At 66.5% G+C, this 26,054-nt stretch carries 1 protein-coding gene; it reads left to right on the top strand.

Translation table 11 applies throughout. The features are described from left to right. Positions 1-45 precede the first annotated feature (45 nt). Positions 46-26,037 (top strand): LEPR-XLL domain-containing protein, encoded by a 25,992-nt coding sequence (locus ACOJCM_RS15490; protein ID WP_445212967.1) that lies wholly within the window; start codon positions 46-48, stop codon positions 26,035-26,037. Positions 26,038-26,054 lie beyond the last annotated feature (17 nt).

The raw sequence follows: 26,054 nt of genomic DNA, 5'->3' as shown, positions 1-26,054 counted from the left end.
GCTGTGAGCGCGTTCAAGAAAAAATAGAAGAACAGGGAGCCCCTCATGAACCGTCCCTTCCGCCCCCTCCGGAAGCCTCTCTCCGCGCTGGTCGCCCAGTTGACCCGCCGCAGCCGTCGCGCCAAGCGTGCCATGGCCGAGCCCTCGAAGTTCGTCTTCGAGGGGCTCGAGCCGCGGGTGCTGCTCTCGGCCGACCCGCTCACCGCCAGCGTGGCGGCAGCGGGCGAGCTGCAGCTGCGCCTGGTGCAGGAGAACGAGCAGCAGCTCCTGCAGGTAACCCAGCGCAACGAGCAAGGCGACGTGCAGGTGCTGGCCTCGGGCAGCCTGGACGATGCGAAGGCCAAGGGGGTGGTGATCCACGGCAGCGACGGCAGCGACCGGCTCGGCTTCGACGAAAGCCTGCTCGAGCATGCCGACGGCCTGATCGTGACGTTCCATGGCGGTGAGGGGGACGACACTCTCGATCTGGCCAACAGCCAGGGCCTGGTCATCGACTTCGTGGGGGGCGAAGGCGGCGACAGGATTCGCGGCGGCGACGAGAACGGCCTGTGGCAAGTCGAGGGAGAAGGTGAGGGGCGCTACAACGAACGCGTCTCCTTCAGCGGCATCGCCACCGTCGACGCCGCTTTCTTCACCGTCATGCCCGACGAGGAGAGTGATGAGGTACCGCTTTCCCACGGCCTGGAGAGCAGTATCGAGGGGGCGACCTGGTATGCGCGGGAGACAGGGCGAGTCGAGCTTCTCGGCATCGACTTCAGCGGTATCGACGACCTGTTCGGCGCCGCCAGCCAGACCCTGGATTACTCCCGCTACGCCAGCGGCGTGAGCGTCGATCTGGGCGAGGGCGAGGCCACCGGCTTTGCCTATGCCGGTGGCTTCACCGGGCTGACCGGCTCCGCCTTCGATGACACGCTGACCGGCGACGGCGAGGACAACATTCTTCGCGGCGGGGCGGGGAACGACGTGCTGGCCGGCGTGGGCGGCAACAACCTGCTGGTTTCCACCGCCGGCAGCGACACGCTTAGAGCCGGGGAGGGTACCGACACCTTCCGTATCGAGCGCGATGCGAGCATGAGCGTGAGCGACGGCAGCGATGCCGATAGCGCACTTGTTGCCGTGGGCGGGGCAACCGTGACCCTAGAGGGCTTGCCCGCCGACCTGATTCTGGCCGTTCGCGGCGACGACCTCACCCTCGATGCCTCGCTCTACACGCATGGCGGCGTGGTGTTCGATGCCGTCGGCAATCGGCTGACGCTCAAGGGCGGTGCCGGCGATGACGTGTTCCTGCTCGGCGTGGGCACGGGGGGCAGCGTGGATGGCGGCGCGGGCAGCAACCAGGTGCGCTACGAGGCGAACCTGGACATGACGTTGAGTGGCGATGTGGCCCAGGCCGGTGGCGCCACGCTTGCCAGCAGTGAGCTGAACTACACGCTGCGCAACCTCGATCTGGTGACGCTGGTGGGTGGCGCGAGCGATAACGAACTCGATGCCGGCGGCTATGCCGGCAGCGTACGCCTGGAGGGGGTGGCCGGCAGCAACGTGCTGCGCGGTGGCAGCGGCGACGACCTGCTGCTCGGCGGCACCGGCAGCGACAGACTGTACGGCAACGGTGGCGACGACATCCTGCTCGGCGGGCTGGGCGACAACCTGATCGACGGTGGCAGCGGACACAACACCGTGCTCGGCTTCACCGACAGTTTCCTCACGCTTGGCGATGCCTTGCTGGTGCGCGGCGAGGCCTTCGAGCAGCAGCGCCTGAGCTGGAGCGGCAATCGTGACGACAAGTTGGTGGTGGCCCTCGACGGCCATGATTCGCTGGTATTCCGCGCCGATGCCGACGCCATCCTGGTGCAGCGGGCACTGGAGGCCATCGACGCCATCGGGGCGGGCAACGTTCAGGTCCAGCGCGAGCTGACCGAGGTGGGTACCGGTGTCGAGGTGGTCTGGACCGTCACCTTCATCGGCGACCTGGCCAGGGACGATGGCGGCGCCATCGGCCTGCTGAGCATCGACAGCGAGGGCAGGAACTCGCCGGTAGCGGCCGAGCGGCTGGCGTCGCGCCAGGTCGGCCGCGACATCCTGAGCCACATCCAGGCGGCAGAGCTGCATGCGCTGTACGGCGATACCGTGCTCGATGCCAGTGCCTTCACCGGCGATGTGCTGCTACAGGGCAGCGGCGGCAACGATACCTTGATCGGCGGCCAGGGCAAGACCACCTTCCAGGGCGTGGCCGGCAGCAATACGCTGATCGCCGGCAGCGGCGAGAACGTGGTGATCGGCGGTGCGGAGCACGATCACCTGATCGTGCGCGCCGGTGCGGCCGATGATGCCATCGTGGTCGGCGGCGACGGCTTCGTTGTCACGGCGGGCAGTGCTTCCGTCGCTTCGAGCTTCCGCGGCATCGAGCAGGTCACGCTCGAGGGCAACGGGCGCGACAACATTCTGGACGCCGCGGGCTTCCATGGGGCGAGCGTCGACCTGGCGCTCAACGATCTGGGTGCCCTCGATGGGCTGGGCGATGCGGGGGGCTTTGCCGTCGAGATCGAGCTGGCCGACGGCAGCCGCTTTACGCTCGACCTCAGCGACGCCCGCTCGCTGGCGGATCTTCTGCTGTTGCTCGGCGATGTCAGCGAACACCTCGAAGCGAGCTTCGACACGGCGAGCGGACGCGTGGTGCTCAGCGATTCCAGCGGCGGTGAAGGCCAACTGTCGTTGACCGCCATCGGCGGCGCCGAGACGCTGTTCACGGCGCTGGGGCTGGCACGCAGCGGCGATGCCCAGTGGACCAGCCAGGCGCTTGCTATCGGCAGCGTGACGCTGCGCGGCATGGCCGGCAACAACACCCTGCGCGGCAGCGCCGGCAGCAATGCCTTCGTGATCGGCAAGGGCAGTCACAGCGTTGCGGGCGGCAGCGGGCATGACGTGATCGTTGCCGAGCATGATGGCGATATGACGCTTGGCAGCGGCACGCTGGGTTTCGATATCGACCCCGATGCCGAACCTGAGACGAACGTTGTAACCGTTTTCAGCGGTATCGAACGCGTCGAGCTCTACGGCGGTGCCGGCGACAATACTCTGGATGCCGAAGACTTCGACGGCGAGTCGTTGCTGCTGGCGACCGGCGGCGGCAAGGATACCCTGGTCGGCGCGGGCGGAGAGGTTGCCACCGAGTTTCGCGTCCGGGCCGACGGGCTTTCGGCCGGCGACGTCAAGGTCACGGTCAATGGCGCCGATAGCCGGCTGATCATGGAGTTCGATGGCGACAAGGCATTCAACCTCAGCGAACTGGCCGTGGTCGATCTTTCGGGGCCGCATGCCAGTGGCATCGTCACGACCCTTTCCGCTTCCGGCGATGTCACGCTGACGGATGTCGGCATCAGCATCGACCGCGACCTGGAGTTGCAGGCAGGCGGAAAGTTGACCTTGAGCGGCGTTTCGCTCGATTCGCAGGGCAACGACCTGCTGCTGCGGGCGGCCGAGGTGGCCATCGGCGGCGGTTCCGTGCTGGTGACCCGTGGCGGCGAGTTGACGGTCATTGCCGCGTCGATTGGAATCGATGGCGGCAGCCGCCTCGAGACCACCCTGAACGGCACGACAACGACCGAATCGACCGATCTGGAGGGCGCCGGCAAGCTGGCGTTGCGCGCAGAGCCGGTGGCCTGGCGCGGCACGCCGACCAACGGCTTCGTCGACGTGGGCATCGTCGATCTCTCCATCACCTTGGGTGACTCCCGCTTGATCGGCGGAGACGTCAGCGTGCAGGCGCGCTTCGTCGACAGCGACCGCGACTGGGCCAAGGTGAATACCGGCCTGGCCACGCTCGACAGCGCCCTGCAGGCCGGATTGAATTTCCTCCAGGGTGTGAACCTGTTCGGCTCGGTCAGCGTGCTGCTGATCGATGCGAGGATCGACATTGGCCGCGACGCCTACGTCCATGCGCGCAACCTCGACATCGCCTCGCATGTCGATGCTGCGGTAAGCATGCTACCGCTCAAGGCCCTTGGCCTCGGCGTCGGCGTGAGCACCTTGATCGCCAAATCCAACATCGATATTCACGGCACGCTTCAGGTCGAGCAGGATCTCGATATCACGAGCTATGTGCGCACCTCGCAGAATATCGTCATGGCCCCCGACGGCGTGGCCGGCGTGGCCGCCGCCGTGGCGGTATCGGTGCTCAAGACCGAGTCGCGCGCCATGGTGTGGGACGACGCTGTGCTCAGCGTGGAACGTGACCTGAATGTCGCCGCCACCACCATTGACCGTGCTCGCATCATGACGCAGGCGGCGATGGATGACGGCAAGGTCGCCCTGGCCGTGTCAGTCAGCGTCGAGCATGGCATCACCGAGGCGCAGCTTGCCGGTGAGGTCAGCGTCGGTGGAGATCTCGACGTGACCGCCGTGAGTTTCAAGGAAGCGATGGAGGGCAAGCTGCTCTTCGTGGTGCCCAAGGTGCTCGACGGCGTGACGGCGGATGCCGGCACCACGGCGTCCTCGCCGAGCAGTATTCTGGAAGGTGTGGATTCCTCCGTGAAATCGGCCGGCAAGGAGGCCGCGCTGTTCGGCGCCGGCATCGTGAAGGACGGGGTGGTATCGCTGGGCAAGAGCCTACTGCGCAAGGTGCCGATCGAGGCGATCTCCAAGCTAGGCGAGGACAACTCCAAGGAAGAAGGCGAGGAGAAACAGAAGAAGGCGCCGAGCAATGCCTTCGACGTGGCCGGGGCGGTGGCGGTGGTGGTGGACGTCAACGTGGCCGAGGCCCGCCTGGGCACGGCGCTGACCCGCCAAGGCGACGTGGTTTCAACCCGCAGCGAGATCGATGTGGTCGGCAGCGTGACGGTGAGTGCACTCACCTCGCACCGCCCCTGGATCGGCGCCGGGGCCAGCGCCGAGAACGACGACCCCAACCAGCAGAAACCGAGCGGCACGCCTGTCGGCAACAAGCTGAAGGAAAAGTACAACGCCTGGAAGGGCAAGGCGCCCAAGGCCGCCGGCACTGAAGGCGGCGAAGAATCCAAGGCGTCCTTCGGCGGTGCGGCGGCGGTGGCCGTGGGTGTCTACGAGAGCGATGCCAACGCCGCCATCGAGGGCACGGTGGACCTCAACCCCGGTGGCACCATTACCGTGGAAGCCTACAGCCTCAACGAGGTAGATCCGCTGGACGTGTGGGGCGCCAACGCCATCGCGCCGCTGATCGATATATTCAGCGGCGACCTTCAGGGCGATGCCTATCTTAGCACCGAGACCCAGGACATTACGGGTGGCGATGTGGTGCTGGTGCAAAAAGGTCACACCGCGGGTGGCGAGGCGGGGCAGCTCTATGAATACGTGGGCGCGGACGACTGGAGCGATGTCGATCTCTCCCGGGTCGACTACAGCGACGAAAGCCAGTGGAAAGCCAAGGGCACGCCACTGAAAGGGGCCATTCTCGACTACCTCAATACCCTGCAGAGTTATCTTGGCAGCGAGTTCGGTTTCAGCAAGAGCTTCGATGCCTGGACCCAGGCCACAGCAGAGGGCGAAAAGCTCGCCCTGGCCGGTGCCGCCAACGTGCTGGTCAATCGGCAGGACTCCGACGCGCGGATCAAGAGCGGTGCCACGATCAACCTCGGCGGGCAGGCGTTCGACGACGCCGCTGCGGTCGACGACGAACAGCGCGTCTCGGTGCTTTCCGGAAGCAAGAATCATCTGCTCGGCCTGGTGGGCAACATCTCGCTGCCGGGCATCGGCGGTGGCAGTGAGTTCAATGCCAAGAAGTGGAAAGACGGCCTGACCAGCAGCGTCGATGCGGTGAAGAGCAAGGGCGCGGGCCTGAGTTCCGACAAGGGCAGTGCGGTGGGCGCTTCGGTGGGCGTGCAGATTTTCACCACCCATGCCACTTCGCTGATCGAATCCGGCGTGGCCATGCAGGCGGGTAGCCTCGATGTACGCGCCGATGGCGAGACCGTGCTGCTCAACATCGGCGCTTCGGGCGGCCAGGCCGGCAAGGTGGCCTTCAATGCCGCGGCCATTGCCAACGTGGTCAACGCCAAGACCGTGGCGCAGGTGGCCGAGGGCTCGCAGATCCGGGTGGGCAGCGGCAGCGTGACTGACGATGGCAGCGGCCCGGCGATGCGCGTCAGCGCCAACGATGGGGTCTATCTGATCGGCATCGCCGGCGGTTTCGCCGGTGGCGGGCCGGTGGGCGTGGGTGCCTCGGTGGCCGTTTCCGTGGTGGATCGCGACACCCAGGCGCTGGTCGGCACCCTTTCCGATTCCCTGGCCACGCCCGCGGGGCGTTTGATCGTGGGCGGCGACCTCAGTGTCGAGGCGCGCAGCAGCGGCGTGGTGATCGACCTGGCGGTGGCCGGCGCCACGGCCAGCGGCAAGCCCAAGGCCACCGAAGCCGGTGGCGGCGCTTCGGGAACCTCGTCGAGTGGCGAAAGCGGCGACAAGCCCGACGACCCGGGCAAGTGGCCCAACAACCAGACCAACTACGACAAGGTGCTGGCCGAGCTGACCGGCAAGCTCGGCCAGGGCGACGGCGGCGGCGAGAACAAGAGCCAGGGCGGCAAGGGTTCGTTCGGCGTCGGTGTCTCCGGCTCGGTGGTGGTGCACTACGGCAATGATGACACCGTGGCGCTTGTTCGCGGCCTCGAGGCGCTCGAGGCTGAGGGCAAGGTAAGCGTGACGGCCAACGACGCCACTCATCTCGGCCTGCTGGCCGGTGGGGCGAGCTTTGCCCAGGCGGGTGAGAGCAGTGTCAGCGTGGGGGTGGCCGGCGCCGCTGTGGTGGCGCTGCAGAATGGCTTGACCCAGGCGCGGGTGGAGGAGATCGGCTCGCTCACGGCGTCGGCGCTCGACGTCACCGCCCTGCGGGAGGGCTGGACGGTACTGGCGGCCGTGGGCTTGGCGCTGGCGCCGGGCCAGAAGGGCTTCGGGGTGGCAGGCTCGGCGGCGGTGATGCGCTCGCTGCGTACGGTCGATGCCAAGGTGATGAATATTGAGGAAGGCGCGCTGGGCGACGTTTCGATCCTGGCGCGCGACGCCGCCAATACCGTGCTGCTGGCCGGCTCGGCCGGTGCCGGCGGCAAGGCGGGCATCGGCGGGGCGGTGGCCTACAGCGAGCTGCGGCACGATACCATCGCCTACCTGGGCGGTATCGGCTCGTCAGCCGCAGCTGGCGGCGTGACTGCCGGCAGTGTCGACGTGGCGGCGCGCAGCCAGGCGCTGGTGATTGGCGTGGCCGGCTCTGCCGGTATCGGGACCTCGGCCAAGAGCGTCGGCCTGGCCGGTACCGTGGCGATCAACCTGGTCGCCAACGAGACCCGTGCACTGGCCAAGGAGGTCTATCTCACCCAGGGCGATAGCGACGACTTCAGTGTCAGCGCCTTGGACCGCAGCGATAGTTGGGCCGTTTCCGGCGCGGTCGGCGTGGGCGGCACCGTGGGCCTGGGCGGGGCGGTGGCGGTCAATCGCATCGCCAATACCACCGAGGCGGCCATCACGGGTGGCCGCATCGAGGGTGGCAATGACCTCGCCGCGGCGGCGCGCAATGCCGGGTTGATTCGCTCGCTGGCGCTGGGCGTGGGGGCCAGCAACAAGGTGGCGGGAGCCGGCAGCGTGTCGGTCAACATGCTCGACAATTCGCTGCTCGCCCGCATCGACGATCTCGAGGCGACGTCGCTCGGCGGCGCGGTTGTCGTCAGCGCCGAGGACAAGGCGCAGCTGATCGTGCTGACCGGCGGCTTCGCCGGCTCCGGCAAGGTGGCGGCGGCGGGCAGCGTCAGTGCCAATTTCGTGACCAATGCGACGCTGGCGCAGATCAGCGGTGGCGAGCTTGTCGCCGCCGGCCCCGCGCTGGTGGAAGCCATCTCCGAAACATTGCTGGTGTCGGTGGCCCTGGGCGGTGCCGGCGCCGGTGCCGTGGCCTTGGGCGGTGCGGTGACCGTCAACCAGGTGGCGGGCTCCACCATCGCCCGCGTGGGAGAAGGGGCGCGACTCGAGTCGAGCCAGACCATCGGCGTGCAGGCACAGGATCGCACGCGCATGGTCGTGGTGGCGCTGGGCGCCGCGGGTGCCGGCAAGGTGGCAGGTGGCGCTTCGGCGGCGACCACCCAGGTCGACAACCTGATTCTTGCCAGCGTGGACGGGGCGACCCTGATCGGCGGTGAGGTCAACTTGCTGGCGGGGCTGGCCGACCAGGACGCGCGCGGCGCGCTGGCGCTGGAGGACTATGGCGTCAAGGTCGACCTGGCCAGCTACGGCATGGAAGACGATGAAGGCAACGTCAGCGACGACGACAAGCGCGACCTGAGCAACCTCGACATGACCGCGGGCGTGGTGACCATCGCCTTCGCCGGTGCGGGGGCGGGCGCCGCGGCAGGCAGCGCGGCGGTGTCGCTCAACTGGCTGCGCAACACCGTGCGGGCCGAAGTCGTCGATGGCTCGCGCATCGAGTCCGACGGAGACGTCAGCGTCATCGCTCGCGACAAGTCGGCGCTGTTCAACTTCGCCTTCGGCCTGGCTGGTGCCGGCAAGGCGGCGGCCGGTGCGGCCGTGGCGTTCAACTATATCGGCGGCGACCCTTCCAATCCCTCACGCAATATCGCCTCGGACGACGGCGTCGACGCCTCCCAGGATCTCTACCTCGTTGACAGCGGCGTAACCGGGCCGCGCAGCGGTGAAGTCACGGCGCTGATTTCCGGCTCGAGCGTCATCGCCGACGGCGACGTGAGCGTCGACGCCCAGGCCGAGAGCATGCTGTTCAGCCTGACCGCGGGCGGTGCCGGGGCCGGCGCGGTGGCCCTGGCGGGCTCCATCGGCATCAACTTCGTCAAGCACGACGTCAACGCCGGTATCGTCGGCGCTGCCGACGTGACCGGCGCCAATGTCAGCGTGCTGGCCGGCGTAGCACCCATCATGATCAACATCGCCGGGGCCGGCAGCGGTGCCGGTGCAGTGGCGGTGGCCGCGGCGTCGTCGACCAACGACCTGAACTCCAGCGTGCGCGCCGAGATCGGCGGCAGCACGACGACAGTGACCGCGACCAGCGGCAATGTGCTGGTCGATGCCGAGATGCGCAAGATCACCGACGTACAACAGGTGAGCTTCGCCGACGGCGAGATCCCCGAGGACGACAACGGCCCGACGCCGCCCAGCCAGGGCGACCAGATCTGGAGCTTCGCGCTGAGCGGCGCCGGGGCCGGCAAGGTGGCCATCGCCGGTGCCCTGTCGCTCAACTGGCTGCGCAGCGACGTGGTGGCGGTGATAGACGGCGCCACGGTCGAGGCCGAGATGGGCGACGTACAGGTCACCGCCAGCGACGACCTGGGGCTCAACGCCTTCACCGTGGCGGGCGGCGGGGCCATCGCCTTCGCCATGAGCGGCTACTTCGCCTACAACTACATCGGCGGCAACCCCGACGATCCCACCGACCAGGCGGCGAATCGCGTCTCGGCGACCATCGTGGGCGGTGCCGACGTGTCGGCACGGAACGTGCTGCTGGGGGCGGATTCCGCCTCCGCCATCAACTCCTACGTGCTGGGCGCCTCGGTGGCGGGTTTCGCCGCCGTCAGCGGCTCCGCCACGCTCAATTTCACCCGTAAGCACGTCGAGGCCGGCATTAACGATTCCACGGTGACCGCTGCCGGCAACGTGCAGGTCAAGGCCACCGACGACAGTTCGGTCGTCGCCGGTTCGGCGCAGCTCACCGTGGCCGTCAAGGGCGGCGCCGCCGGCGCCACCGTGGCTTACAACGACATCGCCAATACCGTACTGGCACGCATCGACGCCAGTCATGTCACCACGACCGAAGCGGGTGACGTCAAGGTTCAAGCGACCTCGAGTGCCAACAGCCTGATCGCCGTGGTCGGCGCCGCCTACGGCACCTTCGGTGCCGGGGCCGGCAGTGCGGGTAGCGCGCTGCTGGGCAACGAGGTCGAGGCGCGCATCAGCGGTGGCACCGTTACCGCCGACGGCAACGTGCTGGTGCGGGCCCACAGCCACGATACCAATCGGCTGACGCTTGGCACGGTGGCCGCGGGCGCCGTTGGCATCGGCGGCAGCGTGGCGGTCGACCTGATGAGTACCGCGACCAAGGCCTGGATCGGCGGCGGTGCCGTGGTCACGGCGCGCGGCCTGGGTAGCGCTCAGAACCTGAGCCGTGACTGGAACGGCAATACATTAGAGAGTGAAAGTCGCCGCGGCGTGGTGGTGCTGGCCACCAGCCGCATGGATTACCTGAGCGTCGGAGCCGCCGTGGCCGGGTCGGCCGGCGGCAGCCTGGCGGCCAACGTTACCGTGGATGGCGTGGCCGGCAGTACTCAGGCCTATATCGACAAGGCCCGGGTCAATAGCGATCACGACGTGGTGGTGCGCGCCCTGCATCGTAGCAACGCCGACAGCGGTGGAGGTTCGCTGGGTATCAGCGGTCAGTTTGCCGGTGTCGCCACCATCGACACCTCGCTGCTCTCTCATGTCACGCGAGCCTGGGTCGAGGGTAGCGGCGTCGCCACGCCGGGGATCGACGCCAAGGGCAGCGTAGCCGTTGAGGCACGGGCCAGCCTTGATATCGTGACCGTTACCATCGGTGTTGCGGTAGGCAATAATGCCGCGGCCGGCACCGCCGGTGCGCTCAAGCTCTCCATCGCCACCGAGGCCTTCGTGCGCAATGCACGCATCGATGCCGGCGGCGACATCCGTGTGACGGCGCGCAACGACATCGAGACGCGCTTTGTGGTCGGCACCGCCGCCGGTGGTGGCGTCGGGATCGGTGCCGCCGTGGCCGTGGGCCTGCTCGATCCGGTGGCACGTGCCATGGTGGTGGGCGGTACGCTCAACGCGGGCAACGTTATCGACGTTACCGCCAGCCAGGACATGGCCCTTCGCGTGACCGCCGCTACCGGTGCGGCAGGCGCTGGTGCGGTGGCCGGGGCCGTATCGGTAATGACCTCCAATGCTGTGACCGAGGCGCGAATCGCCGGGTACGAGGGGCGTGCCAGCGTGCTGGATGCCGGCAACGATCTCTCCATCGGCGCCTTTACCCATACCCGTATGAATCCTCGTGACCATGCCGGCGACTATCTGCTGGGGGTGGGCGCGGTGGCGATCGGCGGCGTCGGGGCGGGGGCGTCGGTGGACGTGATGGTATTGCGCGAGGCGACCCGCGCCACCATCGAAGGCGGCAGCCGGCTCTACGCCGGCGGCGATATTACCATTGAGGCCGATCTCACCCGCGAGGTGAACTCCACCGTGGTGGCCTTCGCCGGCTCGCTGGGCATGGCCTTCAGCGGCGCGGTGTCGGTGGTGAGTCTGGGCGCCGGTCTGAGCGACGAGAGCCAGGACCAGATCGCGAACCTCGATTCGCTGTTGAGCGCTACTTTCGCCCTCGATTTCAAGATGCAGGAAGAAGCAGGCGAAAACGATTCGACGCCGGACGAGGCACTCGAGGATGAACTCGAAGCGCCGGCCAACGCCGGTAGCCAGAACCAGGCCAATCGCGTTCGCACCAACCAGGCCATCGACCGGCTAAGCTTCGATGTTTCCCTGCCGCCGGCCAGCGGCGTGGGCGACACCGCCGTCAATGTGGGCCAGGGGGTCGTGCTCCAGGCCGGTGGCGACATACGCCTCGAGGCCGGTGAGATCCTGGACGCCGAGCTGATTACCGGTTCGGCGTCGGTCACGCTGGGCATCGTCAGCATCGGCGCATCGATTGCCGTGCTGGAGCTCAACGGGGCGGTGACGGCGAGCGTCGGTGCGGCGAGCTCGCTCACCTCGGGTGGCGACGTCACGCTCTCCAGCCATTTCGACGGCACTGCCAAGCTCGGCGCCTATGGCGGTGCCGCCAGCCTGCAGGGGTTGGCCGCCAGCGGCCAGGTGGCCACGCTGCTCGACCGCAGCGTGCAGCAGGCCTATTTCCAGGCCGCCAATAGCGCGGCTACCGGCACGCGAATCCTCGCGCCGGGTGCGGTATCGATCCTGGCCGGTGCCGAGCGCGACTACGACCTGATGGTGGCTGGCGGCGCCATCGGCATGGTGGGGGCCGGCGCTTCGATTGGCATCGTCGAGATCAGCGGCGCCACTCAAGCCTGGCTGGGTGGCTACGCCCAGGTAGGCAGTGCGGGCAACCGCGCGGGCAGCCTGAGCGTCCAGGCATTTAGCCTCGACAGCGTGACGTTGAGCGTCAACGCCGTGGCGGCCGGTATCGGCGCCGGCACGGCCAACGTCAGCGTGGTGACGCTGACCCAGGACGTCCACGCCTGGCTGGGCAACAACACCAGCGTGCAAGCGACGGGCGACGTGCGCGTCGAAGCACGACTAACGCCGAAGATCGTCGCTGAATCCCTGGGTGTAGCGGTGTCGGCTGTCTCCATCGGCGTCTCCGAAACCCGCGTGACGCTGGGCGCCGACGTATTGGCGCAGTTAGGCACGCCGGATACGGGCGCCGCAGGGGATGTACGCATCACGGCGCGTGCACTGACGGTGAAGGCTATGGCAGCGCCAGAAGGCGACGGCTGGGGCGTGATTGCCCGCTCCGTCGGCTCGGCGGGCGGTGCCCTGATCGGTGTAAACGCCACACTGGTGACACTGACCGATACCACGCGCGCGCAGGCGCTGATCGCCAACGGTACGCGACAGGACGGCACGAATGGGTTCGTCGAGCGCCAGGACCTACTGCTGAGCGAAGGACTGACGCTTTCGAGCCAGCTGACATCGCGGCTCTCCGGCGAAGCCTGGAGCGTGGTGGGTGGCCTCGTCGCGGCCGGCGCGGCGGTGACCAAGGTCAACCAGAATACCGTCAACCGTGCTCGCATAGGCGATGGGGTCGGAGTACATGCCAAGACAATCGACGTCGAGGCGCTGGGACGGCACGTCGCTCTGCTCGACACCCTGGCGGGTAGCGGCGGGGTGGCCGCCGGCGCGGGGGCGGCCAACCGGCTGACCCAGAACGCCACCACCGAGGCACTGGTGGGCGCAGCGGAACTGACCGTGACCGGGGCCGGTGCGAATTCGCTGTTCACGCTCAAGGCCGACCAGCTGTTCGACTTCGATGCCAAGATCCATACCGTGGCTGGCGGTGTGCTGGCCGGCAGCGGTGCCGAAGCACGTTACCACCTGACAGCGAATACCCAAGCTGGGCTCGAGAACGATGCACGTGTATCGGCGGGCAGCGTCGACATCTTCGCCGACACACGGGTGGTCAAGGATCGCCTGAAGAACGACGACAACATCCGTGGCGTGGCGGGTGGCGCCGTGGCCGGTGCCGGCGCCTCGAGCCAGGCACGCTTCGACTTGCTGACGCGGGTCACGGTGGGCGAGCGTGCCGTGCTCACCTCGACGGCGGGCGAGATGCGCCTGGAAGCGCGTAACCGCATCACCTTCCATGAGCGAATCAACATCACCGCGGGCGGTCTGGCGTCGGGCGCCGGTATCACGGCCAATATTCGCGACAACCGCATGGATGCCGAGGTGACCGTCGGGCGCAATGCCCAGCTCACCAGCGCCGGAGACATGCTGCTCTCCGCACGCGGCGGGGCGAGCATTCATGCCGAACTGCTGATGGACACCTACGGTGCCGCCACGGTGGGCGTGGGACGCAGCGAGGTCTCGCTGAGCCCGGCCAATCGCATCCTGATCCAGCAAGGCGCCTCGCTGCACGGCCTGGGCGATGTCGATATCGTTGCCGGGGCCAGCCGTGGCGGCCAGCGTGACGCCTATGCCATCCACGCTACCCTGGACAGCTTCGCCGGCAGCCTGATCCCCATCGATGACCTGAACGCTTTGGCCGAGGTTCACCAGGCCAACCGCATCGAGGTGCAGGCCAATGCCGAGATCGTCGGGGCGCGGGACATCCTGCTGTTCACCGAGCGCTTCGGTTACGGTGACATGCTGGCCCGCGCCAAGGGCGTCAATTGGATGTCGGCGGCGGCAGGCGCCATCGACAAGGCGCTGGGCGGCGGCGGCAGCGAGATGATCGACGGCGACGTCGACACCAGCTCGTGGGGCGAAGTGATCGTCAACGGCAAGGTCGAGACGGGGCTAGGGCGCCACCAGCGCCTGGTGCTGACCTTCAACCACGACGCCGACCCGGCTACCGCGCTGCCTCACCAGCTCATCGTGGCCGAGGCGGGCTACGACGACATCGGTTTCTCGGTGGGCTACGGCCGCGCGTCGAGCGAGCTGTTCGGTGAGCTGGCCGATATCCAGACCAAGTACGCCTACTACCGCGACAGCGGCAATACGCAGCTGGTCAGCTTTTACGAGGGCGAGATCGCCCGCATCGAGCAGGAGCTATTGGCCCGTGGGCTGGCGGCGCATGTCGATGGGGTCTTCATGCCCATCGAGCAAGAAGTGCTGACCGTCTATCTCGACGACGTCTGGGCCCAGGCCGGCGCGATCTTCATCTATGCCGACCGGCTGACCGGCAGCGGTGATATCGTGGCGCCCACCGATGCCAGCGTGACCATCCTCAACAAGGCGCCCTCCACCATGGTGGTGGGCGACATCATCATTCCCGACGGCGTGGGCGGGGTCTATTACAACCTCAACCAAGTGGGTAGCAATGCCGACATCGCCGGCATCAACCAGCCGGGCGGCGGCGTGGTGGCCTTCTCGGGCCTGACCGATCCCGATGCGGTGACGTCCCAGCCGCGCATCGCCGTCATCAACAGCTTCGGCGTCAGTCTTGGGGACGAGTATCGCAATGCGCTGATGAGCAGCCTGGGTTATACCCACACCAGCCAGCTCTACGATACCGAGATCTCCGGCAGCGTTCCCAGCTCGGAGATCGTCATCGAGGGCAAGGTGCGCAACCTCAACGGTGGGGTGCTGAGTTATGCCAAGGGTGGGCTTACCGTCGAGGGCGAGGTGCGCGGCCTGAGCGTGGTGATGGGCACGGCCGGTACGTTCACCGTGCGCGACGCCGTGCAGCACGTGGTCGGGTCCGACGCTGCCGGGGTGGCCGTCGGCGCTTCGGGCAACAACGGTACCTCGGCGCTCAGCGAGTCGGCTCAGAACGCAGTGCGCAACAGCCTCGGCAGCACGCCCAACATCGATGCGGCCAATGTCTTCATCGATGCCGAGTACGTCAATCTCAACGGTTACATTCGCTCCGGCATCGAGAGCTACCACATCGTGATCGGCGATGCCGACGCCGAGCGTATTCGCCTGCACAAGCTCAGTGGCAGCAGTTCACGCATTATGCTGGACGCTTCGAGCGGCACGGCGCTGGCCTACTACAACCCGCGTACCGACCGTATCGAGATCGAACAGATCGAGATCACCGGTGGCAACGTCGAGATTCGCGGACACCTGGTCAACACCGGCAACGGCTTGATCGAGGTGCTGTCGGGCTATGGTTCGATCACTATCGATAACCAGACCGAGTACACCCTGGCCGTGGGCGACATCGACGTGACGCGCCAGGGCAGCGGCGTACTGACGCTGTTCGACAAGGTGCGCAACGAGACCTTCACCTATTCGGCGGAAGACGGCGCTAACCAGGTGTTCACGCCCAATGCCGGCATGCGTTACGCCTTCAGCGTGGCGCAGGATTCCACCGAGCGGCGCCATGCGCAGGAAGGTACCAGCTCGTGGGCGGGTATCGATGTCTTTGCCCCGGATCCGGCCACGCTGAACTGGGGAAGCTCCGAGTACGAGCCCGGCAGGCTGCTCGATGCGCTCTCCTATTACTATCAGGGCTCGGATAGCGAGCCGGCCTATAGCTATGGTTCTGATACCACCAGCAAGGGGGACTGGTCCAAACCCAACCTGGTAAGGAAGTGGACCGAAAGCACCTGGTACGGCAAGAAGACCCACTACGCCGAGTACGTGCAGGAGAAACAGAACCAGACCCTGCACACTCACAGCCTGGCGGCGGATCGGCCGGTGAACCTTTCGTTCATTGGTCAGCAGACAGGAACCATCACCATCACCTCCTGGGGCGATGTCGAGATCATCGGCAATATCGCCAACTACAACGGCACCACCTCGATCACGGCCGGTGGGGAGATCGTGCGTCACGACGACCCGACCCGCAGCGTACTGGTGTCCGGCAAGGAGGTGGTGCTAGCCGCCGAGAACGGCATCGGTCGCGGTGACGGCATCGAACTGGCCAGCCTGGCAGGAAGCGATGGTCAGCCGGCGCTGACCATGAGCCTCAATGCCTTTACCCGCAGCGGGCCGCTGACGATCGAGCAGGTCAGCGGCAACCTGATCGTCCATCGTGCCATCTCGTACGGCGGCGATGTCAACCTTACCGCCAAGGGCTCGTTGCTGGCCGGCAGTACGATCGGTACCGCGCATGTCGCCGGCCGGAACATCACCATGGAGGCCGGCGGTGCCATCGGCAACGGCGCAGGTGCGGCACTCTCGCTGGACCTGTCCGAAGGCGGTCGACTCAATGCCCTGGCGCGCACCGATATCGCACTGGAGGAGGTCAGCGGCAGCCTTGGCGTCGAGCGTGTCGAATCGATCACCGGCGACGTGTGGCTCAAGGTCGACGGCGACCTGGTCGACCGCAACGACAGCAAGGTGATCGACCAGCGCACCTACGACGAGTTGAAGAATGGCGTGTGGTCGCAGTTGCGGCTGGTCGGCAGCGCCGCCGAAGACAAGATCGCCGAGGCCATTGCCGACCTCGAAGCACGCAAGACGCTGGAGTACGAGACCTACTGGAACTACCTGCAGGGTACCAGCGACGACTGGCTCGTGGGCCTGGCTGACGGTGCTGCCTACGAGGTGGTCGGGATCGATGCGGATGGCAACGTCACCCTGGGTGTCGAGAAGGACGGCGTGGTGCGCTCGGTCGTGGTGCGGCCGCCGCAGCTGGGACCGGACGAGGTGCGTGCCGAGCATCGTTTCTATACCTCGGCGACGGACTACTTCACGGTGGACAGCCTGACGGAAGTGAGCGCCGAAGGGCAGCTGCTGGCGCTGGGGGCCGGTCTCGCCCAAGGCCAGAGCCTGACCTATCGCCGCTTGGTGAGCTATGACGAGAATGCCCAACTAGCGCTCAATGCCACCGAGCGTAATGAGTACCGGGCCATCCTTGCCGAGCAGTACCCCGGCGAGACGGCGGATGAGATCGAGGCACGCCTGGATCGCATCGCGCTCGATCGCACCGACGTCTTCCATGCCCTGCATGAGGTCTACGGTGGCGGCGAGTATCGTGAGCAGGGCTATCGCTACACGCTCACCGCCGACGAGGCCCAGCAGGTGCGCGGTTCGATCAAGGTGTGGAAGGAGTCCGAGCTGCTCAGCCTGATCGGCGCGGGCCTGCTGCAGGAAACCGCCGATACCACGGTGGATATCGAAGACGAGAACGTCCTGGCCGCGGGCAGCGTCACGCTGATCGCCGGTGGCAGTATCGGCGTGGGCAACGGCCGCGAGGTGCTCGATCTCAGCAACGGCTTCATGGGGCTCGGCGAAGCGCAGCGCGTGCTGCTCTCGGCCGCGGAGCGGGTCGACGTTTCCTACCTGCTCACCGCGCCGGAGGCGGTCAAGGCGAGCTTCGGCAACATCGAGCGGGTCGGCGGTACCACCACGCTGCAGCTGGTGCGCACCGATGGCCTGGGCTGGAATGGTGAGACCTACCAGGTGGGCAGCGTGCTCGACCTGGCCGGCAAGACGCTCAACGTGACCGAGGGCGGCCAGTACTACACCGTGACCGCCGTCGACGGCGGTACCCTGACGTTGACGACGAGTCTCGACGTGGTAGCCGAGGCCGGCCGCGACATCGAAGTGGCGACCGTGCTGCTCGATCCGCAGGATCCGAACGCGACCATTCGCTATATCGCCATCAACCTTACCGAGGACATCGACGTCGCGGTAGGCGGTTCGATCTCGATCAATGCGGGCAGCTCGGCCTATCTCGGCTCCGAAGGCTCTTTGCACCTGGCCACCCTGGACGCCGGAGCGGATGCCCGGGTCAAGGTGGGAGGGGAAATCCTGGCCGCCCAGAGCGGCATGGTGATTCGCACCGACGACCTCACCCTGGAAGCCTCCGCGGGCCGCATCGGAACCAGTGCCCAGGACTCGCTGCTGCTGCAACTCAAGGACGGGGCGACGGTGACCGCGCGCGCCCAGGGCAGCATCCATCTGCACGAGATCGCCGGCAACCTGCGTGTCGCGACGATGTTCTCGCAGCAGGGCGACCTTTGGCTCAAGGCCGAGGGCAGCATTCTCGACGGTCTCAACCACGGCTTCCTCAAGGTGCTGGCCAACAACGTCACCTTGATCGCGGGCGCCGATATCGGCCAGGCTAACGGCGCCATCGAACTGGCGACGCGCGGCCAGGGTGTACTCACGGCAAGCGCCGTTGGCGATGTCTATCTCGATGCGGTGGACGGCACGATGCGCGTCGGCCATATCATCGGTGGCGGGCACGTCGAGTTGAAGGCAGAAGGTTCGATCGTGGGCTCGAATGCCAATGATTTCGCCGGCGACGTGCAGGCGACCACGCTGCGTCTGGTCACTGATATCGGCGGCGTGGGTCAGGCGAACCGCCTGCTGGCCATCGCCACCGACGACGCGGTGGGCCGGCTCGACATCGATAGCGCCGATACCGTCTTCGTGCGTGAAGTGCAGGGCGACCTGCGCCTGGGACAGATCTCGGCCGGCAGCGACAGCGACCTTGCCTTCATCTTCTCGGAAGGCGCCATCTACAGCGCGCTGGAGCCCGACGAGGCCTTCAATATCCTGACCCTGGGTGTACGCCTGATCGCGCTGAACGATATCGGCCGCCAGGACAAGGTGATCACCAGCCGGACCGGGATCCTCCAAGGACAATCCCGTGAAGGGAAGGTCTATCTCGACAACACCGGGCACCTGGTCATCAACGGCGACGGCCTGACCGCCGCCGGCGATATCGAGATCACCACCAACAGCCCGCTCACGGTGGAGAGCGATGTCGTCTCCGAATCGGGCCATATCGTTTTTCTCGCCATGGAAGCCGAGGACGACCAGGACAACGGCGATATCGTGACCTTCACCAACGGTGTACGGGTCGAGGCCGAGCAGGGCAGCGTCTTCGTCTACGCTGCGGATGGCATCGTCATCGAGGATGCCGGCGTATCGATCAAGGCGGCAGACAGCGTGTTCCTGCACGTCGAAACGACGCCCAGCACTATCTGGCACGGTGTCGATGCACTGCGTGCCGCCAGCGTGCTGCGTGGGACGCTGGAAGCGGGCAACCTGATCCAACTGGCAGGGGGCGACGACAAGGGCCAGGACTGGCGGATCGCCAGTGACGCCCGGCTGCTCGCACCCACGGTGCATCTCTCTACAGGCGCAGGCGACAACGTCGCCGTGCTGGGCGGTCACATCGAAGCCGGGCGGCTTGAGGTAGTCGGCGGGGCGGGTGATGACCGGGTCACCTTCGATGGCGAGCATGCGCTCGGTCGGCTCGAGGTCGATCTCGGCGCGGGCGATGACAGCCTGCGCGTGCACGGGGTCATCGCCGCCACCGAGGGTATGCAATTCGCTGGCGGCACGGGCGACGACGACCTAATGCTGCACGCCGATTCACTGATCGGCGAGATCGACATGCTCGGCGGCGCCGGCAGCGACACGCTGACCGTGGTCGAACTCAACGATCGCGACGCGCTGATGACGCTGGACGGCGGTACTGGCAGCGACGCCTATCGCATCGTCACGCGCCAGGGCGAAACCGGCAGTTACGAGATTACCGTGGCCGACAGCGGCGCGATCAACGACGGCATCGATACCCTGCATATCGAAGGTCGCGGGTTCGACGACTATCCCGACATCCTCGAGCGCTCCCTGGGCGCCCATGGCGGCGAAACCGACGACCTGTTCCTGGTGCGGCGCAACTTCCTTGCCCGCCTGGAGGGCAACGGCCTCGATGGCGTGACCGGCAATCGGGTCGAGCGCATCAACTACGGTGCCAACATGAACGGCCGCGTGACGATCAACGGTCATGACGGCGACGACGTCTTCGTGGTCGACGATACCTCGGCGCTGATGACGCTGGATGGCGGGGCTGGCCACGATCGCTTCCAAATCGGCCAGATGTTCGAGAATCACCCCAACCCCGAGGGCACGGCGGTCGATGGCGTCTACGCCTCGGGCGTGAAGGCTGGCGACGAGATCCGTGTGTCCCAGACCACGCTGGGCTACCTGAGCTACGGCAACAGCGAGGCGATGGTGCTCTTCGGTGGCGCCGGTCATGATGAATTCGTCGTCTACAGCAACAAGTCGCTGCTGCGCATGGAGGGCGAGGAAGGTAACGACGATTTCGTCATACGTGCCTTCATCGCCGGTGATGCCATCGAGGTGCGGGCCGGCGACGGTGACGACAACATCGAGTACAACATCAACGCCCCGGTGAGCATCGACGGTGGCGCCGGCTACAACACCGTGACGGTGCTGGGCACAGAAGCCAACGACAACTTCGCCATCACCGAGGACGGCGTGTTCGGTGCCGGGCTCAACATCGGCTTCGACAACATCCAGCGGGTGCGGGTCGATGCGCTGGAAGGCGACGATACCTTCTACGTCATCAGCACGCGCTTCGACGTGGTCACCGAGCTGATCGGCGGCGTGGGCAGCGATACCTTCCTCGTCGGCGGCAACGTCACCGGTCGCGTGGTCTCGGCCGATCCCGAGGGGCGGAGCAGCCTGATCGGTCATGGCGTCGGCTCGCTCGATCCCGCCTACGACAACCTGCTGGCCGACGGCCTGCCGGTGGTGGTCTCCGACCCCAGCCAGGGGGCCGTGGTGGTACAGCAGCCGGGCGGTGTGACCCGGGTGGTGGAGGGCGGTGACGCCACGTCCTATTGGCTCTCGCTGGGCCTTCCCACCGGCGATATCGCCGAAGGAACGCTGGTGACCCTGACCGTGTCGGCGGCCATGGCCTCGACCAGCGACCGCAGCCGCTCGGCCAGCGGTCAGGCGGAGACGGTGCTGCTCTCGCTCGACGCGAACGGCGACTATGCTCAGGCGGTCAATGTCTACTTCGTCTTCACGGGTGGCGCCTGGACCCCGGCACAGCAGGTCTTCGTCAAGGCGCCGGACGACGATGTGATCGAGGGAACGCGCCAGGTCACCGTCAGCTACCTGGCACAGGTGCAGCTGCCCGATGGCGAGGCGATGCCGGAATCGCTTGCGGTGCTGAAGGCGCAGCCGATCAACAACACCATGATCAGTGTCTATGACAACGATCGGGGCGACCTGGTGCTCGACGTGCCCAACGGCCGGCTGCAGCTGATCGAGGGCGACGCTACCACGGGGCAGCCGGGTAGCTTCAAACTGCGCCTATCGACGCCACCCCAGCCCGGCGAGACGGTCACCGTGACGCTGGATCTCTCTGCCTTCGGCGGTCGCGTGGAAGCCGACTTGCTGACGTTCAGCTTCACCTCGGCGAATTGGGACCAGCCGCAGAGCGTGACGCTGACCGCAGTGGACAACGCCAGCCGTGAGAACCGGCTGGATGCCAAGGTGGCGTTCACGTTCTCTACCGATGGCGGTGCCGGATCCGCCTATGCCCAGGCAGAAGCCGGCAGCGTGCGGGTCACCGTTTACGATGACGACAGCGCGGCGCTGGTGGTACAGCAGAGCGACGGCGGTACTCGCGTGACCACCTCGGGCGGCAGCGACAGCTACACGCTGCGCCTGACCCAAGCGCCGACTGCGCCCGTTACCGTGCGCCTGAACAGCGACGGTTTGACCGACTTCGTACCGGATGAGCGGGTCTTCCTCGACGAAGTGCTGGCCGGCAACTTCACGCTCGACGTGCTTGCCGCCAACGGTGCCGGGCCCATCCTGAGACTGGCCGAGGGGGGCTGGCACGACCTGGGTGTCAACGCCGGCATGTTCCTGACCCTGTCCGATAGCGATGGCAACGAGCTCACAGGCCGCTACAAGGTCAACCATATCGATACCCTGGGCAACCTCCACCTGACCGCCGAGGCCGATCTCGATGCGCTGGTGGGTACCGAGCTGAGCCTGACCCGGGTCACCGCACCGGCCATCATCTTCGATACCGGCAACTGGTACCAGCCGGTCGACATCACCGTCGTGGCCGATACCCATTATGTGCCGGCGGCCAATTCAGCCTACGACATGAGCTTCTCGCCGCAGCCCAACGTGCTCGATCGCATCCAGGGGCCGCTGATTCTCGAGGGCGGTGTCGGCAACGTCGATCGCACGTTGAATGCGGCGATCATGCTGCCTGGCGAGACATCGGCATACCTCGACGTTGATGGCGATGGAGAAGCCGACGGCGCTTTGGAAAGCGGCGACGAGAGCGAGGATACCGATACCCTGGTGCTGCATGCCGATGCCAGCGTGGCCGACCTGGTCGGCAAGCTGACTTCGACGCACTTCTCCGGGCTGGGCATGGGGATTGGCCTGCTTCAGCAGGACGACGACCTGGGCGGTGGCGGCACCGTGGACACCTCGCGCGGTGTGCATTATCACGGCTTCGAGGCGGTCGAGTTGCTGCTCGGCAGCGGTAGCGACGAACTGACCATCGAGGCCGACCCGGTGGGCTATGGCGGCGAACTGGCGCGGTTCGATGGCCTGGGCAACGCCGTGCTGCGTGCCGATGGCGGCGACTGGTTCGATACCGGCATACGCCGCGGCGACAGCGTGCTGATCGGCGGCGAGCGCTACCTGGTCACTGGCTTCACCCAGGGCGGTGCCATGCTGCTCGACCGCGACCTGGTGGCATTGCCCCGGGCGCTGGCGGGTCACCTCACGGTGCTGCGCGAGATGCCGCTGACCGTGGTGCACGGCGGGGGCGGCGACGATCGCATCACCGTCACCGGCGGCTACGCCGGACAGATGCCGCTGATCGTATTCGGCGATACCACGCGTAGCGGCGAGCGCTATACCGCCAGTGGCAACGGCTTGCCGACACGCCTGGCCCAGCCTTTCGCCAGCCCGGGCAATAACGTGATCGACGCCAGCGGCGCGATTGGCGGTGTGGTACTGGTGGGCGGTAGCGGTAACGATACCCTAATCGGCGGCAGCGGCAACGACCAGCTGTTCGGCGGTGGCGGCAGCGACACCCTCGATGCCAGCACGGGTGGCAACAACCATCTCTACGGTGATGGCAGCATCGATGTCGATGTCTCGACCCGCCTGACGTTGGCCGGTGCTGTCATGACCCTGCATGCCGCGACCGGCGACGTGGCCCATGCCACCGGCGACCGCCTGGAGGCTGGCAGCGATACGCTTATCGGCGGCAACGGCAACGACATTCTGCTCGGCGATCATGGGGTGATAGAACTCCAGGCGAAGGACGGTCTCTCCGGGCTGCGCTTGCTCGACAGCCAACGTGTCATCGCAGTGCGCAGTACCGATAGCGGTGCGTTCGGCGAGGACGTGCTTTCCGTCAGTGGCGGGCGCAACATCCTGATCGGCGGTAGCGGAGGCGATCGCCTGCTGGGAGGAACCGATGGCGATATCCTGCTTGGCGATCATGGCGACGTCGTCTTCGGCCGGGTGAACGATGTCGGCAACATCCTCTCGATTGCGACTCGCGACGAAGGCAATGATGGCGACGATGTGCTCGAGGGCGGCGGCGCCAATGATGTCCTGTTGGGCGGCGGTGGCAACGATATCCTGTACGGCGGCACCCTTGCGACGGGCAACGGCGCCGGCAATGACGTGCTGGTGGGTGACTTCGCCAAGCTGACTTTCGCTGCCGGTCAGTTGCGCCAACTGGTGACCCTGCCCAGTGCCAGGGGGGGAAGCGATGCCCTGCACGGAGGCGACGGTCGCAACGTACTGGTGGGGGGTGAAGGCGGCGATCTCATGACCGCCGGCCCCGACGGTCACGTGGCAGCCGGCATCGATCCGGCACTGCTCGCCAACGTCGTGCTGGGCGATCACGGCACGCTCGTATGGAAAGCGAGCGGCGCATTGGTCCGGGCCACGTCGCAGCTCGATGCCGATACCGCTTCGCCCAGCGACGCGGTACTGCAGAGCCGGGGCGGAAACGACACCATACGTCTGAAGGGTGGGGACAGCCTCGTCCTGGGCGGTGTAGGCGACGACGAGGTGCGTATCCTGCAAGGAGGCCATGCGTCACGCCATGTCGTGCTCGGCGATCGTGGCACCGTCCGTTGGGACGACTCCGGTGTGCTGCGCGAAGCCAACAGCCAGGATGTGACCGTGGGCGGCAACGACAGCGTCGTAATCGAATCCGGCAATGGGGTTTTCATCGGCGGAGCCGGCGACGATTCGCTCACGATCGGGGCGGCCTCGAGCCAGAGCCGACATGAGCTCATCGGCGATAACGGCAGGCTACGGTGGGATAGCCAGGGCGTTCTCAGTAGCATGATCAGCCTTGCGCCGCAGGTTGTAGGGGATGACCGACTCGTGCTCAATGCGGGCTCGAACGCCATCATCACCGGCGGCGGCAACGATTCCGTTCATACCGGCAACCAGCGCAGCATCGTGCTGGGCGATCACGGTGAGCTGACCTGGAACGCGGCGGGACATTTGATTCGGGCCGTTTCCACTCACCCGGGTGTCGGCGGCGATGACGTCATCACGCTCGGCAACGGCGACAATCTGGTCATCGGGGCCGATGGCGACGATGCCATCGTTACCGGCAATGGCCACGACCTGATCGCCGGCGACCATGCCGAGGCGAGCTTCGATGAAAAAGGTGGCGTTGTCTCCTTCACTTCGCGCCATTTCGACCATGGCGGTCGCGATACCATTCGAAGCGGTGCCGGCAACGACTGGATCCTGGGCGGCTACGGTAGCGATACGATCCGGGTGACGGCGGGCGACAACGTGGTGATCGGTGATAACGGCCGTATCCTCGCTCGTGACGGCATTCGCCAGCGTGTGGAGAGTCTCGACGTCACGACCTCCACGGGCGCTGGCGACGAGATCCATGCCGGCATCGGCCATGACCAGGTGATCGCCGGCATCGGCAACGATCGGGTCAGCAACGTGGCGGGCGAGACGGTGATCATTGGCGATAACGGTTGGATCGTCAGCGACGCCGGGGGCCGCTACGTCCATGTCGAGACCGGCAGCACCGTGCTGAACGGCGACAATCGCCTGACGGGTGGTAGCGACCGCGACATCATCCTCGGTGGTGGTGGCGACGATCATGTCGACGGCGGTGCCGGCAACGACATTCTCATCGGCGACTATGGGCGTGTCACCCGTACGCAGGAAATGCTCGTGGCGCAGACCACCGGCCACTTCCTCGGTGGAAACGACACCCTGCTGGCAGGGCTAGGTCGCGATATCGCCATCGGCGGCGGTGGCCGCGACAGCTTTGCCGGCGATTTCAGCTACGACACCTTGATTGGCGATTTCGCCCGGATCCGGGTGAGCCTCAGCGGCCAGGCGGAAGTGGAACAGACGCTCTCGATCGTGACCATGGCGCAGGGGCGGCTCGACCTGATACGCCAGGCTCAGCAGAACCTCTACGAAGAGGACGATGCCGCTGAAGGGTCGGAAAACATTGGTTGGCTCGATGCCACGCCGGGCGGCCTGCTGGGTAACGGCAACCTCTTCGTTCGCCACGACCGGCCGGGATTCGAAGCCGAGGGTATGGATGGCCTGCGCCGGTTGATCGACGACTGGGTTGAACGCCAGCAGGGAGCAGGCGGTACCAGCGTGCGTTCGAGCATCGCTTCGAGCGTGGCTTCCCGTGTGACCGAGGGGACGACGGCGCCCGTCCTCGATTCAGGAGAGGTGGTGCCGAACGTTGGCGATGACGAGGTTCCGGCCGAGGAACCGCGGTTCCTGGAGGCACCTGACGATGGCGTGGCACCTGAAGAGACCCTGCGGGCAGAGGTGCCTGCGGCCGAGGCCGAAGGGGGCGAGCAGGCGCCCAGCGAGGCCGGCGAGCCGGAAGAGGAGGTCAGCCCGGACATGCGGTTGGCGACTTCGGACCTCACGGCCATGCTTGCCGGTGCCAGTGGCTGGGGCCTGGCACGTAACGCTGGCAGTACGCGGCAGGGTGAAGCGCAGCTGCAGACGCTGCGTCGCGAGCTGGCTGCTGCCGACTGGCAGCACTTGGCTGGCGACAAGGTATTCGATGATGACAGTGGCGAGAACGCATGACGCGTCCGACCGTTCCA

It is taken from the genome of Billgrantia hypersalina, assembly GCF_052584175.1.
Note: the sequence above shows the minus strand (reverse complement) of the source record. Positions and strands in the feature narration are given on the sequence as shown.

Coding starts and splice junctions, on each gene's coding strand:
- ACOJCM_RS15490 (WP_445212967.1), top strand. CDS start 46: ATGAACCGTCCCTTCCGCCCCCTCCGGAAGCCTCTCTCCGCGCTGGTC.